At 62.7% G+C, this 17923-nt stretch carries 16 protein-coding genes; 6 read left to right on the top strand and 10 right to left on the bottom strand.

Annotated features, from left to right (window positions below; all coding sequences use genetic code 11):
* Nucleotides 1–8: 8 nt before the first annotated feature.
* The 5 genes from ACNAOT_RS03310 to ACNAOT_RS03290 form a co-directional block, all read right to left on the bottom strand.
* Complete coding sequence (locus tag ACNAOT_RS03310) at nucleotides 9–1517, bottom strand: APC family permease (protein ID WP_420180018.1); 1509 nt, start codon at nucleotides 1515–1517, stop codon at nucleotides 9–11.
* A gap of 29 nt (nucleotides 1518–1546) precedes the next feature.
* On the bottom strand, nucleotides 1547–3220 hold the full coding sequence (locus ACNAOT_RS03305; protein WP_420180017.1) for an amidohydrolase: 1674 nt from the start codon (nucleotides 3218–3220) through the stop codon (nucleotides 1547–1549).
* Nucleotides 3221–3224: 4 nt separating this feature from the next.
* Nucleotides 3225–4658 carry a purine-cytosine permease family protein gene (locus tag ACNAOT_RS03300; RefSeq protein ID WP_420180016.1) on the bottom strand — a complete coding sequence of 478 codons (1434 nt, stop codon included), beginning with the start codon at nucleotides 4656–4658 and terminating at the stop codon, nucleotides 3225–3227.
* A 172-nt stretch (nucleotides 4659–4830) separates the two neighbouring features.
* Nucleotides 4831–6327: an aldehyde dehydrogenase family protein gene (locus tag ACNAOT_RS03295; RefSeq protein ID WP_420180015.1), complete on the bottom strand. Its 1497-nt coding sequence runs from the start codon at nucleotides 6325–6327 to the stop codon at nucleotides 4831–4833.
* A 22-nt stretch (nucleotides 6328–6349) separates the two neighbouring features.
* Nucleotides 6350–6823: a hypothetical protein gene (locus tag ACNAOT_RS03290; RefSeq protein ID WP_420180014.1), complete on the bottom strand. Its 474-nt coding sequence runs from the start codon at nucleotides 6821–6823 to the stop codon at nucleotides 6350–6352.
* Between the two features lie 118 nt (nucleotides 6824–6941).
* Between ACNAOT_RS03290 and ACNAOT_RS03285 the strand changes: the two genes are divergently transcribed.
* Nucleotides 6942–8912, top strand: coding sequence for a primary-amine oxidase (locus ACNAOT_RS03285; RefSeq protein ID WP_420180013.1), 1971 nt, complete (start codon nucleotides 6942–6944; stop codon nucleotides 8910–8912).
* 105 nt (nucleotides 8913–9017) lie between these two features.
* The gene (locus tag ACNAOT_RS03280; RefSeq protein WP_364307640.1) at nucleotides 9018–9626 is read left to right on the top strand and encodes a TetR/AcrR family transcriptional regulator; all 609 of its coding nucleotides are present in this window, start codon (nucleotides 9018–9020) and stop codon (nucleotides 9624–9626) included.
* Here the strand turns inward: ACNAOT_RS03280 and ACNAOT_RS03275 are convergent.
* The gene (locus ACNAOT_RS03275) at nucleotides 9623–10537 is read right to left on the bottom strand and encodes a LysR substrate-binding domain-containing protein (protein ID WP_091465083.1); all 915 of its coding nucleotides are present in this window, start codon (nucleotides 10535–10537) and stop codon (nucleotides 9623–9625) included. The two genes, ACNAOT_RS03280 and ACNAOT_RS03275, sit on opposite strands and share 4 nt — an antisense overlap.
* Before the next feature lie 131 nt (nucleotides 10538–10668).
* Here ACNAOT_RS03275 and ACNAOT_RS03270 point away from each other — a divergent pair, with 131 nt between their 5' ends.
* From ACNAOT_RS03270 to ACNAOT_RS03255, 4 genes are read left to right on the top strand one after another with little or no spacing between them, the layout of a single operon-like run.
* Complete coding sequence (locus ACNAOT_RS03270; protein ID WP_420180012.1) at nucleotides 10669–11100, top strand: RidA family protein; 432 nt, start codon at nucleotides 10669–10671, stop codon at nucleotides 11098–11100.
* Entirely contained in the window at nucleotides 11097–11768 is a 672-nt protein-coding gene (locus tag ACNAOT_RS03265; RefSeq protein WP_420180011.1) for a DUF1028 domain-containing protein, read from the top strand. The genes ACNAOT_RS03270 and ACNAOT_RS03265 overlap by 4 nt, the downstream gene beginning before the upstream one ends.
* Nucleotides 11758–12915 (top strand): M20 family metallopeptidase, encoded by a 1158-nt coding sequence (locus ACNAOT_RS03260; RefSeq protein WP_420180010.1) that lies wholly within the window; start codon nucleotides 11758–11760, stop codon nucleotides 12913–12915. Before ACNAOT_RS03265 ends, ACNAOT_RS03260 begins: the two co-directional genes overlap by 11 nt.
* A gap of 41 nt (nucleotides 12916–12956) precedes the next feature.
* Nucleotides 12957–14378, top strand: a complete 1422-nt coding sequence (locus tag ACNAOT_RS03255; RefSeq protein WP_420180009.1) for an aspartate ammonia-lyase — start codon at nucleotides 12957–12959, stop codon at nucleotides 14376–14378.
* A 61-nt stretch (nucleotides 14379–14439) separates the two neighbouring features.
* On the opposite strand, the gene ACNAOT_RS03250 is transcribed toward ACNAOT_RS03255, so the two are convergent.
* The 4 genes from ACNAOT_RS03250 to ACNAOT_RS03235 form a co-directional block, all read right to left on the bottom strand.
* The gene (locus ACNAOT_RS03250) at nucleotides 14440–15717 is read right to left on the bottom strand and encodes a flavin-containing monooxygenase (protein WP_420180008.1); all 1278 of its coding nucleotides are present in this window, start codon (nucleotides 15715–15717) and stop codon (nucleotides 14440–14442) included.
* Nucleotides 15718–15937: 220 nt separating this feature from the next.
* A complete protein-coding gene (locus ACNAOT_RS03245) occupies nucleotides 15938–16759 on the bottom strand; it encodes an NADP-dependent oxidoreductase (protein ID WP_420180007.1) in 822 nt (273 codons plus the stop codon).
* 11 nt (nucleotides 16760–16770) lie between these two features.
* Nucleotides 16771–17004, bottom strand: a complete 234-nt coding sequence (locus ACNAOT_RS03240; RefSeq protein WP_091465072.1) for a DUF6480 family protein — start codon at nucleotides 17002–17004, stop codon at nucleotides 16771–16773.
* Nucleotides 17005–17038: 34 nt separating this feature from the next.
* The gene (locus ACNAOT_RS03235; RefSeq protein WP_420180006.1) at nucleotides 17039–17914 is read right to left on the bottom strand and encodes an SMP-30/gluconolactonase/LRE family protein; all 876 of its coding nucleotides are present in this window, start codon (nucleotides 17912–17914) and stop codon (nucleotides 17039–17041) included.
* Nucleotides 17915–17923: the final 9 nt, after the last annotated feature.

Here is a 17923-nt window from a genome sequence, read left to right as displayed (position 1 = left end):
CGCTGTAGCTAGTCGTTGACCAGCTCTACGGTCTCGCTCACTGGCGCTACCGCGTCACGCACCTTCTTCCCACGGGCATAGCCCACGAGTCCCAGCGCCAGGATGCACCCAAGCGTGCCGAGGGCGAAGGCTTCGAAGGTGAACTGCGGGACGCCCCACGTGGCCTCAAAGTCGTACGGCAGTCCGAAGAGCACATCCAGCGTTCCCGGAAAGATTGCAACCCAGGACCCGATCAGGATCCATGCGAAGCAGATGTAGCCGAGGATGCGGAAACCTGTATCGGAGACCGGCACCTTGAAAGGACGGTCAACCTGGGGATACTTGCTCCGGAGCTTCACAGCCGCGGGGATGGCAAACAGGTAGCTCAGCAGGAACGTCGAGATCGCGATGGACAGGACCACTCCAAACAGTGCGCTACTGGTGCCGCTGAGCTGCATGGCTGCGAGCATGAACAGCGTCGCCACCACACCTGAAAGCGTATTAACGCGGATGGGCGTGCCCAACTTGGGGTGGAAGCGTCCAAAAAAGCCTCCGAAGAAGGAGCCGTCTGCCGCGGCCATGGCCTGCATGCGGTCGCTGATGATCATCCAAGCGGCACCCTGGGAGACCAGGATGAAGCAGAAAACTACGGCCGAAATAGACAGCATGATCTCAGCGGCAGGACCAAAGACGGCGTAAACGGTGGCTATTGCTCCGAACAGCCCGCCAATGCCGGTGATCTGGTCCAGCGGTACCACCAGCAGGATGGCAAGGATCGGGAGCAGGTAGCTTGCGGCGGCAATCATGGAGGACCGGGCAACCGAGATGGGAACATCCTTGGCCGGGTTCTTCATTTCCCCGGCGGCACTGTTTCCGGACTCGAATCCAAGGAATGAGAACAGCAGAAGTGGAGTGACGCCCAGGAAGCCGGCAAGTGTTGGCGAGAAGAAGCCCAGGTCCAAACCGTTGAAGCCGTGCTGCAGCCCGTAAACCATGGTGACAATAATGAAAAAGGTCAGGAACGCGACCTTGAGGATGGCGCCCAGTGAGGGCAACCATTTGCCGTGCTTCAAGCTGATAATCGCTGAGGTCACCGTGATCCAGATGAAGAGCAGCTTGAAGATGTAATCGGCCGGGCTACCGGCGTCCACGTGACCCACGTACTCGGACCAGGTTTCCACTGCGACGAATGCCATGGCGCCACCCACCCAGACGGGCTGCGTCACCCAGGTGAAAAGGGACGTGATGGCTGCAACCACGCGCCCAAACGCCATCTTCGTCCACACGTAGACGCCACCCTCTTCGGTGAAGGCCCCGCCCGTCTCGGCGAAGATCAGTCCATAGGGGACCATGAACGTCACGGCCAGGATGAGTGTCCAAGTGAAGGTTTCCCCACCGAAGCCGGAGACCTGGCCCAGGACCTCCACTGAGATGACCGCGGCGACCACCAACAACAGGATGTCGAAGCGGCCCAGGGATTTTTGTAGATGCTTGCTTTGCTCTTGCGCGAGCCGCGTTGAGGCTACTGGCTGATCCATGATCGATCCTTTGCTACTGCTTAAGTTTGCTACTGAGCAAGAAGAGTGGGAAGCGCCCCGTTGTGGGCGCGGCTGTAAACGGGCTGGCCTTCAGCGAAAGTGAAGTCGACGCCGATCGCCCCCAGCTCGCGGGCTTCGACGGCGAGGGGATCGGCGTCGAGAACAACCAAGTCGGCGGCCATGCCCAGGCGGATGGCACCACGCTCGGCGTCAAGCCGATTGGCGCGCGCAGCTCCCGTGGTGTAGGCGGCGAGCGCCGCGCCGAGGGTAATAGCTTCGGTGGGTAACAGCGGATCCGTTTGCGAGCGGGTGTCACGGGCATGCGGGTCAGCCGACGGCGCCGTGCGGTTCACAGCTGTATGAATGCCCCACAGGGGATCGGGGCTGGAGACCGGCCAGTCGCTGCCGATGGCGAGTTCGACGCCGGCGCGGCGCAAGGTCTCGAAGGCAAAGTGCACCTGTTGGTGGGCTTCGTCGAGATAGGGCAACTTGGTTTCAACCAGGACCGGATCTTGTCTGGCCCACAGCGGTTGTATGTTGGCGATTGCCCCTGTGGCGGCGAAGCGGGCGACGTCGGCCGGATCAACCAAGTCCAAGTGTGCGATCTGGTGGCGCGGGTCCCAGCCTTCGCGGCGCGGCAAGTCCAGAGCGTTGACGCAGTCCCGCACGGCCCGGTCACCAACAGCATGCAGGTGCAGGTCGAAGCCCTCGGAATCCACAGCCCGCGTGATTCGCGCAAGCTCGTCCGGTTGGATGAGGCTCATGCCCGTTTCATGGGGATGGCCATTGTATGACCGGGTCAAGGCAGCGGTGAGGTTTTCGCAGACGCCGTCCACCATGATCTTTACGGCTGTAGCCCGGAAGCGACCCGGCGATGTGGCACGGCGTTCCTTGAAGAGTTCAATCTGTTCGAGACCGCAATCCCGCTTCCACCAGAGCGCCCCGGTCACCGTCGCGGTCAAGCGCCCTTCCGACTCCAAGGCCAGGTAGTGATCGAAGGAGTCGGGCATCCCCAGGGCTTGTCCGACGGCGGCATCTTGCCACGCGGTCACACCCAACGAGTGCAGATAGGCCTGGGCCGTGAGAAGCGCACGACGGATATGCTTTTGGTCCGGATCCGGAATCAGTGCCGAGACGAGGTCTGCCGCGTGTTCAATGAGCATGCCGGTGGCGGCTCCCGCTCCATCCCGGGCAATGACTCCTCCGTCCGGATCAGGAGTCGTGTCAGTGATGCCGGCACGTTCAAGTGCACGCGAGTTTACCCAGGCACCGTGGCCGTCATGGCTGATCAGGAACACAGGCCGGTCCGGAACGAGCTCGTCCAGCAGCGCACGATGCGGGAAGCCGCCGTCGAAAACGTCGCCATACCAGCCCGCACCCTGGATCCATTCCGCAGCGGGGTTTGCCCGGGCATGATCCGCAATCAGCGCGCGATACTCCGCCAGGGAATGGACTCCGGAAAGATCACAGCCGAGCATTTGCAGCCCGCCAGCGAGCGGGTGGACGTGTGCATCCTGAAAGCCGGGAAGGAGCGCCTTTCCGGTAAGGTCAACCAGCTCAGTTGCTGGACCACGCCAGCCTGCGGCATCGGTACCGAGAGCCACGATTCTCCCGTTGGCAACCGCAACTGCCTCTGTGTGGGGTTGGAGGGGATCCATAGTATGTACGGGGCCGCCGCTGAAAATCCAGTCTGCGTGGGTCATGTCATTACTTTCCATGGATTTGGGGTTCGATGGAGCTGAATTGGGCTTCTGAATCGAGGCGTATCAGCCCCGGGGCGGTGCGGGCGATCACGATGTAGACCATCGAACTGACTCCGAGGCCCACGAGCCAGGCGATATCAATTCCGCCCATAGCCTCGGCCACCACACCTGTATAGAAGGAAGTGGCCATGAAGGGGACCTGGGCAAGAACGCCGATGGCGAAAACCGCCAGCGCGCCGGCATTCCAGCGGCCGTAGCGGCCACCGTCGGCAGCGTAGAACTCATCTACTGCATAGGAGCCGTGTCGGATGACGTAGTAGTCCACCAAATTGACGGCAGACCACGGGATAAGCACGTACAGGAGCACGCTGAGGAAGCTGAAGTAGGAGGACGCGAAACTGGTTGCGGCGGTTAAGGCCAAAGCGACACCGAGCACGTGCAGCACCAGGGACGTCACCAGGCGGGCTTTGATTCCAGGGCGCCATCCGCTGATGAAGGTCTCCACCAGCGTCAGGGCACATAGTGCACTGCAGTAGGCGTTCACCGAGTTTCCCGCGGCGGCCACCAAAGCAAATCCCACCAAGACCGCGGCACCGAGTACCGGCCCGAGCAAGCCATGAAGCCCTGTCATCGAATCCACGCCCGTTACGGCGATCCCAACCCCGGCACCGAGGACCATCAACACTGCGCTCGACGTGACGCAGCCCAAGTAGGTTCCCCAAAAGGCTCCCTTGGTGCCTGACTTGGCAGGCATGTACCGGGAGTAGTCCGACACGTAGGGAGCGTATGTCAGCTGCCACACGATTCCGATTGCCAGCATGGCGAAGAAACCCGTCCACGTGAATTCACCGTGGTTCATTTGAGCCCAAAAGTCGCCACTGGCAAGGAGGCCCGCGAAGGACACCAGCACCAGTGCGCCAACCACGTAAGCGCCCAAGGCTGTCACCTTCCGGACCAGGTTGTACCCGAACGCAGCGATGATGAAACTGAGGACAGCGCAGCCGATGACCATGGCAGTTCCATTGGCCTCCGGCAGAAGCGCTGCGATTGAGTCCGAGGAAACGATCAGGTTCGACGAGAAGTACCCCACGAACATCAGGATCGCCACCGCCACGATCAGACTCGCCCCGCGCGATCCGAATTGGCCACGGGCTTGCAGCATCTGAGGGACGCCCAGCTGCGGTCCCTGCGCCGCGTGTAGAGCCATGGCGATTCCGCCGATTGCGTGGCCGAGAAAGATCGCGATGATGGAGGCGACCATGGGAAGCCCCAGCAGTGTGGTGGCCGTGGCGCCGGTGACCACCGTTAGGGGCGTCATGTTCATCCCGAACCAGATGGTGAAGAGTTCCCGGGACCTACCGTGCCGCGCTTCGGCCGGTATGGGGGCGATGGACTCTTGTTCGATTTCGAAAAGACGGGAGCGGAGCATCGATTTCATTTGAGGGTGTCCTTAACACAGTGGAAGGATGCTGGCAGATTCTGGCAGGCCTTCCCCAAAAGCCCTTCGGCGCCTAACCTGGTCTGCTGTCTGGCCCAGCGTAAGCTTGTGAACTGCATCACGTAAACCATTGAATGGTGATGCATATCAGCGGTTTTTCAGATGAGGTGGCTCAGCCGAACTGGATCCACGTGGTCTTTGTCGCGGTGTAGTTGTCGAAGGCGTGCAGGGAGAGGTCCCGCCCGAACCCGGACTGCTTGAAGCCGCCAAAGGGTGTGGTGTTTCCCAGCGCGTCCACGGTGTTGACGGAGACTGTTCCAGCAAGGAGCTCCCCTGCCACGCGATGTCCGCGGGACAAGTTCGACGTCCACACAGAGGCAGCCAATCCGTAGTCTGTGGCATTGGCCAAACGCACCGCTTCCTCCTCCGAATCGAAGGCGTGCAGCACAGCCACGGGCCCAAAGATCTCCTCGCGGTGGACGTCGTGATCCGCACCCAGACCGCCCAACAAAGTGGGTTCCAGGTAGGCATCCGAGCCCCGGATTTCGCGCCGCTCACCGCCGAAAAGCACCTCACCTTCGGCGCGGCCGCGCCGAATCCAGCCCTCGACGTCGTTCGCGTGGGCGCTGCTGATAAGGGCACCGTTGCCTTCCAAACCAGCCAACGGGTCTGCGGGCCGGTAGCCGGCCGCCGCCTCTGCAAGGAGGGCTGCGAACTCGTCATGGATATCCCGTTGCACCAGGATCCGTGAATTCGCAGAACAGACCTGCCCTTGGTTGTAGAAGGCCCCGAAGGCGGCCTTGGCTGCTGCTTCGGGCAGGTCCGCCGTATCGGCAAAGACAATGTTGGAGCTCTTGCCGCCTGCCTCGAGGCTAAGCCGCTTGAGGTTGCTGCGACCCGAGGCTTCCAACAGGGTGCGGGAGACGGCGGTGGACCCCGTGAAGGCCAGCGCATCAACGTCCATGTGATGCGCCAACGCCGCGCCTACTTCCCGCCCTGCGCCTGTAACGATGTTCAGCACGCCATCCGGAAGGCCCGCTTCCGTGGCCAATTCGGCGAGGCGCAGGACACTCAACGAGGTCTGCTCGGCCGGCTTGAGCACCACAGTGTTTCCGGAAGCCAGCGCCGGAGCCAGTTTCCATATCGCGATTTCCAGCGGGAAGTTCCACGGCACGATTGCTGCCACCACACCCAGGGGCTCGCGGGTCACCAGGGCGGTTGCCCCGGGCGGAACTGCCGGTAGTTCACCGTTCTGCTTATCCGCAGCCTCCGCATACCAGCGCAACGTCGAGATAGCGCCGGGCACGTCAACAGTACTGGTCTGCAGGATTGGCTTTCCACTATCCAGGGTCTCCAAGAGCGCCAATTCATCAGAATGTTGCTCCATCAAGGCAGCCAACGCCAGCAACAGCCCTTTTCGCTTCTCAGCCCCGGATCGGGCCCACGCGGGAAAAGCGCGCCTGGCGGCTGCTACCGCGCGATCAACGTCATTGGCTCCGCATGAAACCAGCTCAGCAAGGACACGGCCATCAATCGGGCTGATCGTGGGGCGGGTGGATTCCGTGCTTGACGCTGTTCGGCGACCATCGACGAAAGCCCTTCCATCGATCGCGAGGGCGTCGGCACGGCCGTGCCAGTCCAAGGAGAGTGTGGTTGAGGTGGTGTTCATGGTGGCTCCTGGTGTGGGGGTTTTAGTGGTGGGGATTGAGCTGTGGGGTTGAGGTACGGGCGACGCGCAGGGCCGCGGAAGCAGCCATGAGGCAGAGAAGTTCAACGCCAATGAGGTCGAGCATGGCTGTTTGGTGACCAGCTACGGAGGCGCCCCGGTTGTCACGGTGGTGCCCGTTGCCAGGCCCCAACAGCAGGACCAGGTGGATGAGGATCATGACCGCGCTCATCGCCAAGAGGTGGCCGGCGGCACGTGGCGCAGCCTGCTGGACGCAGTGCCGCGCCCTCCTTCGAATGAGGGAACAAGCCATGGGAGCGACGCAGGTCAAGCACGCAGCACCCATCGCCGCCATCCACCAGGCCATGACGCCTGCCGGGCCGCTTGCCGCCGCCGCCACGTGGGCTAGGGCGCTGCCCGCAGCTGCAACGCCCACAAGGCCGGCGGGAAGGGGCACGGTCGTGCCGCGCCGCCAAGGTAGGCGGTATTGCTGGTTCATGGTTCTCCTGGCCGCCGGCGACGTTTGGGTCAAGGACTTTACGCCGGCCTGTGAGGTGGGTAACATCAAAGCGTTGGTTGAACAGTTGTACCATCAAAAATCGACTTCAGGAAGTGCCATGACCCTTCAGACCACCCCTTTGGCCGCAACGACGCAGGCTCCGCTGGGGCAGCATCCGCTTGAGCAGCTCTCGGCACAGGAGATCCACCAGGCCCGCCGGATCCTGGCAGAGGCCGGCCTCGTCGCAGAGACCACCCGCTTCGCCTACCTCGGCCTGATCGAACCGCCCAAGACCGCCTTTCAGGGAGATGCCGCAGATGCCCCTCGCCTGGTCCGGACCATGCTTTGGGACGCGGCAGAGTCGCGCTCCCTCGATGTCAGGCTGTCCCTGACCACAGGACTCGTCCTTGATACGCGGGAACTCAACCCCGCAATCGATGGCCAGTTGCCCGTTCTGCTTGAGGAATTCGGGATCATCGAGGACATCCTGGCTGTAGATCCACAGTGGAACGCAGCACTGGCCAGCCGTGGCCTGACCCCGGCGCAGGTCCGTGTCGCTCCCCTATCCGCCGGCGTCTTCGAGTACGGGAACGAGGAAGGCAAACGGCTTCTTCGCGGCCTCGGATTCCGCCAGGACCACGCCGCGGACCACCCTTGGGCCCACCCGATTGACGGGTTGGTGGCCTTCGTGGATGTGGAAAACCGCCGAGTGAACCACTTGATCGACGACGGCCCCGTGCCGGTACCGGAAGTCAACGGGAACTACATCGACCCCACAATTCACGGCGAGCTCCGCACGGACTTGAAGCCGATAGAAATCACCCAGCCCGACGGTCCCAGCTTCTCGTTGGAAGGCAATCACCTTTCCTGGGCCGGCTGGGACCTGCGCGTGGGATTCGATGCCCGCGAAGGATTGGTCCTCCACCAACTTCACCACTCGCACCAGGGCCGGCGTCGGCCGGTGGTTCACCGCGCCTCCATCTCCGAAATGGTGGTCCCCTACGGCGATCCGTCCCCTTATCGGAGCTGGCAGAACTACTTCGATTCCGGCGAGTACCTGGTGGGCCGGGACGCCAACTCGCTCAAGCTGGGTTGCGACTGCCTGGGTGACATTACGTACATGTCCCCTGTGGTGGCTGATGATTTCGGCAATCCGCGGGTGATCGAGAACGGCATCTGCATCCACGAGGAAGACGCGGGAATCCTGTGGAAGCACACGGACGAGTGGGCCGGCTCCAACGAGGTTCGGCGCAACCGCAGGTTGGTTGTCTCCTTCTTCACCACCGTGGGCAACTACGATTACGGCTTCTACTGGTACCTCTACCTGGACGGCACCATCGAGTTCGAGGCCAAGGCCACGGGCATCGTGTTCACGGCAGCGCTCCCGGACAAGGACTATGCCTACGCCTCGGAGATCGCCCCGGGCCTCGGTGCCCCTTACCACCAGCACCTCTTCAGCGCCCGGCTGGACATGATGATCGACGGCGACACGAACCGGGTTGAGGAACTGGACCTGGTGCGCCTTCCCAAGGGACCGGGAAACCCGCACGGCAACGCCTTCACCCAGAAGCGCACAGTGTTGGCCCGTGAATCGGAGTCAGTCCGCGACGCCGATGGCACCAAGGGGAGGGTGTGGCACATCAGCAACCCGGACTCCTTGAACCACCTTGGCCACCCCGTGGGCTACACCCTCTATCCGGAGGGCAATCCCACGTTGGCCATGGCCGATGATTCCTCCATCGCTTCGCGGGCCGCTTTCGCCAAACACCACCTGTGGGTCACGCAGCACGCCGAGGACGAGCTCTACGCGGCAGGCGACTTCGTCAACCAGCACCCCGGAGGTGCCGGGCTTCCCAGCTACGTGGCCCAGGACCGGGACATTGATGGCCAGGACCTCGTGGTGTGGCACTCATTCGGCCTGACCCACTTCCCCCGCCCCGAGGACTGGCCCATCATGCCCGTTGACACCACCGGTTTCACGCTGAAGCCACACGGTTTCTTCGATCAGAACCCCACGCTCAACGTACCTTCCTCTGCCACCGGACACTGCGCTCCTGCCGAGCAAAGCGGCGGCTCCTGCGGACACTGACGGTTTCACCCGTGCCCACCATTGCGGGAGCGCGCCCCGGCGTTCCCGCAATGGTAGGGTGCTCACGGTCCCGCCATGGCCACCCACCCGAATTGAAGGAGCAGCATGCCCCGCTTGGTTGATCACGATGAACGCCGGCGTTCCATCATCGAGACCACGTGGCGGCTGATTGCTGAGCAGGGCATCGAGAACGCCAGCATGCGGGACATCGCCCGGGAGTGCGGCTACGCGGCACCGGGCGTGCTGGCCCATTATTTTCCCAACAAGGACGCACTGCTGCTGGCCTCCTACGAGTTGATCTGCGAACGCACCAACGAACGCATCGCCGCAGGCACGGCCGGCCGTCGCGGCCTTTCAGCCCTTCGAAGTTTGTGCCTGGAAATCATCCCGGCCGATCCCCTCACCGTGGTGGAAGCCCGCGTTGCGGTTTCGTTCTGGCAACGGGCGCAGACTGAAAACGCGCTGCGCGCCGTCGGCAGGGAGGCCCTGTTGCATTGGCGCGGGCTGGTGATGGGTTTCCTTGCCCAAGCAGAGCACGACGGCGAATGCGAACCATTGGCGGACCCGGATGCGGTTGCCGATGAACTGCTGAACGTCATGATGGGTCTGCACGTCACCTCCATGCTTGATCCGGATGCGGTCACTGGTTCCCGTCAGCGCCATCTGGTGGAGCGTGCACTTGCTCGGTTGGCTGTCCGGAAACAGCCGGCCTAGCTTCGGGCCGAGCGGGCGGCAACGATTTGGTGCCGCACCGCCTGCGCTACCGCCCGCACCCTCGCCGTGGGGCGATGGGACTTCAGGTGGGCCAGAACTGTCTTCAATTCCGGCACATCATCACGGATTTCGACGGCGGCCAGCTGGCCGCCGTCGTACGTCAACTGATGCTGTGGCCGCTGGTGAAGGATGGAGTAGCCGAGGCCACGGGCCACGAAAGTACGCACCGTTTCATAGCTGGCCGAACGGAACCTGACGTCGGGCTCCCGGCCACCGAGCCTGGCGATGGAGAGCATGAGATCGCGGGTGTGCGGCAGGTCCAGCAGCACGAAGGGTTCGCCGCTCAATGCGGACAGCTGAACAGTCTTTGATCCCGCCAGCTTGTGATCTGGCGGAAGTGCCACGTAGGGCCTCACGGTATCCACCACTGAACTGGCTATCGCTTCGGGCAGGTCGAGGTCGTAGCACAGCGCCAAATCCGCCTGTCCACTGAGCAATGCTGCGATGCAGCCCGAAGTATCGGTTTCGATGACTTCCGCTTCGAGGGCCGGGTGGTCTTCCCGCAATTTCGTCAGGACACCGGGCAGCAGGAAAGGTGCCAGCGTGCTGAAGCAGGCAACACGGATCCGCCCGGAGACGCTTTGGTGCTCTCCACGCGCGTGGTCAATGCTCTCTTCAACCTGGGCAAGGATGGCTTGGGCGTCCCTGACGAACAGCTCGCCGGCTGGTGTGAGCACCAGGCCTTTTGAGCGCTGCCTAATGAAGAACTGCGTCCCAACGTGCCGCTCCAGCTGAGCGATGGCCGCTGAGACAGCTGATTGGGCCACGTTGAGGCGAACGGCTGCGCCTGTCATGGACAGCTGGGCTGCCGCTTCCACGAAGTAGCGCAACTGCGTGAGTGTCACATCCATAAGAAGAGGCTACGTCATTCATCGGAAAAGTCGATGCAATCGTTCTAAAAGAACTGTTGGACAGATTTAGAGCACCACAGGAAGCTGAAGAAGACGAGCACACGTCCAAGAACTGAAAGGCAAGCCGCGACATGAAGCACCAGCGTATCCGTACGTTCAACACGAAAGAGACCTATCCGGAGCAGAACCTGGACAACGATCTGTGCCAGGCCGTGGTGGCCAACGGCGTGGTTTACCTCCGGGGCCAGATCGGACAAGACCTTGAGACCCGCGAGTCCGTGGGCATTGGCGACGTCGAAGCCCAAACGGAGAAGGCCATGGCCAACATCGATATGTTGCTCAAGGAGGCGGGCAGCAGCCTTGAAGACATCGTCAAAGTCACCGTCTACCTCATCGACCCCCGTTACCGCGAAACCGTCTACCGGACCATGGGCCGCTGGCTCAAAGGCGTTTTCCCTGTCTCTACGGGCATCGTGGTCCAGGCCTTGGCCCGTCCGGAATGGCTTGTGGAAATTGACGCCACCGCCGTGCTCTCCACGGGTACCTCGGAGGGGCAGTCATGACATTCAGCATCGCGGCCACAGACGGCAGCGGCAGGTTCGGCATAGCGGTCTCTTCCTCATCTCCCGCTGTTGCTGCCCGCTGCGCGCACTTGCGCGACGGGGTCGGCGCTGTCAGCTCCCAGAACATCACCGATCCTCGTCTGGGAACAGCATTACTCGACCGCCTGCAGGCGGGCTATTCCGCGCAGGAGGCGATTGACGCCGTCGTGCAGGAATCACCTGCAGTGGATTACCGGCAACTGGTGGTGCTCGACGCAAACGGCGGATCCGCTGTATTCAGCGGCGCGCATACCCTTGGCGTGTTTGGCGAAGGCAGGGGCCCCAACAGTGTGGCGGCGGGCAACATGCTCGCCGCTCCGGGGATTGCCCAAGTCCTCTGCGACGTCTTTGAAACCACCGCCGGAGAGCTGGAAGTGCGCCTTATGGCTGCCCTTCGAGCCGCTGTTGCGGCCGGCGGCGAAGCCGGACCCGTGCGATCGGCCGGACTTTCGGTGGTATCCGGACACGGCTGGAGGGACACGGACCTGCGCGTGGACTGGCACGACCACCCGATCGAGCAACTGGACGAGCTCCTGGAAGTTTGGCTTCCGCAGCGGGAGGACTACGTAGTCCGCGGCTTGGATCCCGCAGCTTCCGTGAGTTATGGAGTTGCCGGCGATGAGCGCTGAACCGGCAACCACCACCACTCCAGCGGTTCAGCGCCAACGGGTGCTGTATTCCGTCAGCGAGCAGCAGCCGCAGCTGATCCATCTCTCCGAAACCTTGCACGCCAATCCTGAACTCGGCTGGCAGGAACATCGTGCCGCCGGCTGGACCGCGGAGTACCTGTCCGCGCACGGCTTCGAGGTGGAAAGGGAGTACCTGGGCTTCCCCACTGCGATCCGTGCTGTTTTCGGAACGGGCTCCCGCCGCGTTGGACTCATGGCTGAGTACGATGCCCTTCCAGGCCTGGGCCACGCGTGCGGCCACAACATCATCACGGCTATCTCATGTGGTGCCGCCGCGGCCTTGGCGCAGTTCGCAGCCGAACATGACCTGACCGTGGAACTTTATGGAACCCCTGCCGAAGAAGGCGGCGGTGGAAAGATCGAGCTACTCAAAAAGGGCGCTTTCCAGGGCTTGGACCTGGCCATGATGGCCCATCCCAGCCCCGTCGATTCCGCCGAAGCCCGCCCCTACGCAGTGGCCCACAACCACGTGGAATACCGGGGCAAATCAGCCCACGCCGCTGCGTATCCGGATCAGGGTGTCAACGCCAACGACGCCTTTATTGTTGCCCAGGTAGCGTTGGGCCTTCTTCGCCAACAACTGCCTTCCGGTACCCGGGTCCACGGAATCCAGACGCGCGGGGGCGAAGCGCCCAACGCCATTCCGGAAAAGACCGAGGGCCGTTGGTACGTCCGTGCAGAATCACTTGCACTGTTGGGCGAGCTGGAAGAGCGTGTTCAACGGTGCTTCGAAGCGGGGGCTTTGGCGTCCGGCTGCGAGTTGTCCGTGACCCCGGAATCGGAGCCCTACTCGGAGTTCCGCACGGACCTGCGGGCACTTGAACTGTACATGCACCATGCGGAGGCTCTCGGCCGGGACTTCAACGCCCCACCAGAGCAAGCCACCATGAACCGGGCGTCAACAGACATGGGCAATGTTTCCCAAGTTGTTCCGGCCATCCACCCCTACATAGGACTCGGCTGCTTCCCGGCAGCCAACCACCAACCCGAGTTCGCCGCGCACTGCGTCGGCGATGCCGCCAACCTTGCCATTCACGACGGCGCAGCCGCCTTGGCACTCACGGCACTGGACTACCTGGCACCGTAGCCAGGGAGTCCGGTGTCGTCAGCATTTCCAGGAACAGGACCATGACAGAACAAGTAGTACCTTCTCCCTGCACGGGAGTACGACGAGAGCACGACAGCCTCGGGGACGCGGACGTTCCCGAGGCTTCCTACTGGGGCATCAGCACGCTCCGGGCCGTGGACAACTTCCCCGTCAGCGGACGAACCATCGGCACCCTGCGTTCCCTCATCTGGAGCCTGGGTGCCGTGAAATACTCAGCAGCAAGGGCAAACGAAAGCCTGGGCCTCCTTCATCCGGACAAATCCGCAGCCATCCAAAAGGCTTCCTTGGAAGTCATGGATGGCCTGCTGGATGACCAGTTTGTGGTGGACACGATCCAGGGCGGCGCGGGAACCAGCACCAACATGAACGCCAACGAGGTCATTGCCAACCGCGCACTGGAACTGATGGGTCACCGCAAGGGCGACTACGCGGCGTTGCATCCCATTGATGACGTGAACCGCAGCCAGTCCACCAATGACGTCTACCCAACCGCCATCAAGATCGCCCTGCAGCGGGAAATATCGGGGTTCTGCGACGAGCACGCCCGGCTCATCCAAGCATTTGACGCGAAGGCCACGGCGTTCGCCGGAATCATCAAAGTGGGCCGCACCCAACTGCAGGACGCTGTGCCTATGTCCATGGGACAAGAGTTTGGTGCCTTCGCCGACACCCTCCGTGAGGACGGCCAACGGCTCCTTGAACTCCTTCCCCACCTGCGTGAATCCAACCTTGGAGCCACTGCAATCGGCACCGGCATCACCGCTTCCCCCGGCTACCGGGAAGCTGTGATCAATGAGCTCAGTTCCATCACCGGACTGCAGCTCACCTCCGCGACCAACCTTGTGGAGGCCACCAGCGACACGGGCGTGTTCATGCTCGTATCGGGCGTCTTGAAGAGGGCTGCTGTGAAGCTGTCCAAGATCTGCAATGACCTCCGCCTGCTGTCCTCCGGCCCGCAGACGGGGTTTGGCGAGATCCTCCTGCCCGCAGTGCAGGCCGGGTCCTCCATCATGCCCGGGAAGGTCAACCCGGTCATCCCGGAAATGGTCAACCAGGTTGCCTTCCGGGTGATCGGCGCGGATGCCACCGTAACCATGGCCGTGGAGGCAGGGCAGCTCCAGCTCAATGCCTTCGAGCCTGTCATTGCTGACGCTTTGCTTGAGTCGATCGCCTGGCTCACTGTGGCCTGCCGCCAACTCCGGACACACTGCGTGGACGGCATCACCGCCAACACGCAGATGCTGCAGCAACGGATGCTCGAATCCATCAGCGTGGTCACCGGATTGGCACCCTTGATCGGATACGCCGCCGCTGCAGAACTGGCCAAGGAGGCCCTCGCAACCCAACGAGGCATTGCCGAATTGGTGATTGAGCGCGGACTGCTTGACCCGCAGAAAATGGAGGCGGCTCTTTCGGCCAGGTCGCTGGCCGGCCTCGCCTGAATCCAACCACCAAAAAGGGGACCACGCCTGCTCGGCATGGTCCCCTTTTGCGGCTCTGGCATCAGACGGCTCCGCTCGCCACCAGGGCATCCTGCTCGTTGTGGATCAAGTAACTCCGCTGGATGGTGATCTGGTCGGCCACGTACTTGGCGTCATGCCAGACGCCCCAGATGAAGCTGGATCCGCGGCGTGACTGCCAGGGCAGGCCCAGGAAGTACACGCCAGGCTCGGTGGAGACACCGCGTTGCTGCAGCGGCTTTCCCTTGTCATCGAAAGCGTCCACTTGAAGCCAGCTGTAGTCCACCGCGAAGCCTGTTGCCCACACGATGGAGGTGATTCCGGCCGCGACGAGGTCCAGCTCATGGATGGGGTTGGTGAGGCTCTCCGGGTCCGGCCTGATGAAACGCGCTTCAGGTTCCTCCGGCAGGTCCAAACCATTGCGTTCCACGTAGGCGTCAGCTTCGTCGAGCAAATCCAAGTAGTGGGCATCGCCGTTCGCGATGTTGGTACGGAGATCGTCCGCGAAGCGCATGGTGCCGTCCTGAAGCTCCATGGTCCGTCCCACGAGCTTGATTCCGTTCTCGGCGAGCGCCCGGAAATCAACGGTGTGGCCGCCGTCTGCCCCGCTGACCGCGATGGTCACGTGTTCGGCCCCAAGTGCCGGAGTGGAGGCGTCCCACTTGCCGAGCACACCGAGCCACCAACAGAAGTCCCGGCCACGGTAGTTCCGCGGGGGCCGGTCGTGAGGGCCAACGGAAAGGTACACCTGCCGGCCTGAACGCTGGATTTCCGCGGCGATCTGGACGCCGGAGGAACCGGCACCCACCACCAGGACGGCACCTTGGGGCAGTTGGCCGGGGTTACGGTACGAGCTTGAGTGCATCTGCCTGAGTCCGGCGGTTTCGGGAACGACGGCGGGGATCACCGGCCGCTGAAACGGCCCTGTGGCGGCTACGACGTAGCGTGCGTTGTACTCCCCATCGGATGTTTGTACGTGGAAGCCCGGTGCTCCGACGTTCCTGCGCACTGACTTGACCTCCACGCCACAGCGGATGGGCGCGCCGATCTTCTGGGCGTAGGCCACGAAGTAGTCGGCTACCTGCTCCTTGGAGGGGAAGGAGCCGGCCTCGATGTCGGTGAATTCCAGGCCCGGGAAACGATCGTGCCAGGCGGGCCCGTTGGCAACCAGGGAATCCCACCTCATGGAACGCCACCGTTCGGCAATGCGGTGGCGTTCCAGGAGGACGTGGGGAATTCCCCGCTCGCTTAGGTGCTCGCTCATCGCTACCCCGGCCTGGCCTGCCCCTACGACCAGGACCTCAACCTCTTGGCTTGACATGTGTTCTCCTATGTGGCGAAAGGTCGGCAACTCACTGGCTGCTGCGGCCCTTTTCTGTGACGGTTAATTCATTCTCACGTGCACAAAGTGCATCTGCATAGCGAATAAAACCGTACAACCGCATCGGAAATTATGATGATTCACGCGCGCGACACGCCTAGCTCCTAGGTTCGGTTGCCAGTACGGGAGTGGATTGCAATACGTGAGCAGCTCAGCTGGCCTACGGGACGGTGACCACAATCTTCCCGCGGGTGTGCCCTTCCATGTTGAGCCGGAAGGCATCAGCGGCCTCGGCCAAAGGCAATGCGGTATCCACTTCCACCCGGATTTTGTGCTCGTCAACCAGATCGGCGAGCTGCTGCAGTTCGGCCCCCACCGGGTTGACCCACATCCAGGTTCCGCCGTGGGCTTCCACCTCGCTGTCGGCGATAGAGGCATGCCGTCCGTTTCCGGCCAGCACCTCCAGCGTTGCTTCAAGATTGCCGCCCGCGAAGTCGGCTACGACGTCCACTCCATCCCGATGCAGCGCCTTCACCCGCTCAGCGAGCCCCTCGCCATAAGCTACGGGTTCGGCACCCAAGGACCGCAGGAAGTCGTGGTTCTTCTCCGACGCCGTGGCGATGACCTTCGCGCCACGCGCCGCGGCGATTTGAATACCAAGGGACCCGACTCCGCCGGATCCCCCGTGGATCAGCACCGTCTCGCCGGACGTGAGACCCAAGCGGTTGAGGACCTGGAAAGCGGTGAGTCCGGCCAAGGGAAGTCCCGCCGACTCGTTCCATCCCAATGACTCAGGCTTGCGGGCGAGCAACCGCTCCGGCAGGGCGATGTACTCGGCAAAACTGCCGCTGTGGACGTAGTCCTTGCGGCCATAGGAGATGACTTCGTCCCCGGGCTTGAAGTGCGGAGCGTCAATACCGACAGCTTCAACCACGCCCGCCACATCCCAGCCAGGGATCGCCGGAAATTGGAGGTCCATGAATGAGTCGAGGTAGCCGGCCATGATCTTCCAGTCCACCGGGTTTACCGAGGCCGCCTTCATATGAGCGCCAACTAGTCGAAGAAGCCCACGATGTAGCCGATGAAGAAGAGCAGCGTGAGCAGGACGCCGGCACCGATGGCTGCAAGCCACAGGAACTGCGTGCCCTTCCTGGGACCGCCTTCGTCATGGCCCTGGGGTCCGGCGGTGGAGGCTTCGCCGGGAGGAGTTTCTCCAGGGGGCACTCCCCCGCCTGGCTCCAAGCCGGTGATCTTGTCCTCATACGGGTCGGGGTTGCTTCCGGACACATTCACTCCCTCGATCGCAGTGCTGGTGCTGTGTTCAGATTACTCTCATGGTGGTGTTCCGCGTCGAGGTCCGCAGCCGGTACAAGGACGTAGTGGCTGTGATGTAGAGATCCTGACCGTCGGCCCCTCCAAAGCAGAGATTGGAGACCTTTTCAGGAACCTCGACGGCGGTCAGCAGCGCCCCGCTGGGGGCATAGACACGAACTGACGAGCCTGCCGAGGTCCACACACGGCCCTCGACGTCAACGCGGAAGCCGTCCGAGGCCGCGTCATCTTCGAGCCCAACGAACGTGCTGCCTTCACCGCACGAGCCGCCCTTCACAGGGTAGGCAGCGATCCGGAACGGTACTTCATGCGCAGGGCCCGCCGTGTCCGCAACGTAGAGAAGCGATTCATCCGGGGAGAACGCCAGGCCGTTAGGGTGCACCAGATCCGTGACCACCGGAGTCAGTTCTGCTGTGGCCGGGTCGAATCGGAACACGTAGCAACCGCCGTATTCCTGCTCGCCCTCATGCCCTTCCACCGTCCCGGGCAGGATCCCGTAAGGAGGATCGGTGAACCACACGGTGCCATCCCCGGCCACCACAACATCGTTGGGCGAGTTGAGCCGATGCTCACCGAACGCTTCAACGATCGGCGTGACCACGCCGTCGTGGTCCCGCTCAACACGCCTGCGGCCGTGGCTACACTGCACCACGCTGCCGTCGAGGTGGAGCGTCCGGCCGTTGGTGTACTCGACGCCGGTGGCGTATTCGCGCGTCGCGCCGGTGCTCGGAGAGAACTCAAGGATCCTGTTGTTGGGGATATCGCTCCAGCGAACGGTCTGCGACTGCGGAATCCAGAGAGGACCCTCGGCCCAGACGGTTCCCTCAAACAGCTTTTCCAGGGTGCCGGTGATCAGTTCTTCCATAGGTTCGAG

Source organism: Paenarthrobacter sp. TA1.8 (assembly GCF_048595705.1).
Classification (GTDB): Bacteria; Actinomycetota; Actinomycetes; order Actinomycetales; family Micrococcaceae; genus Arthrobacter; species Arthrobacter nitroguajacolicus.
Note: the sequence above shows the minus strand (reverse complement) of the source record. Positions and strands in the feature narration are given on the sequence as shown.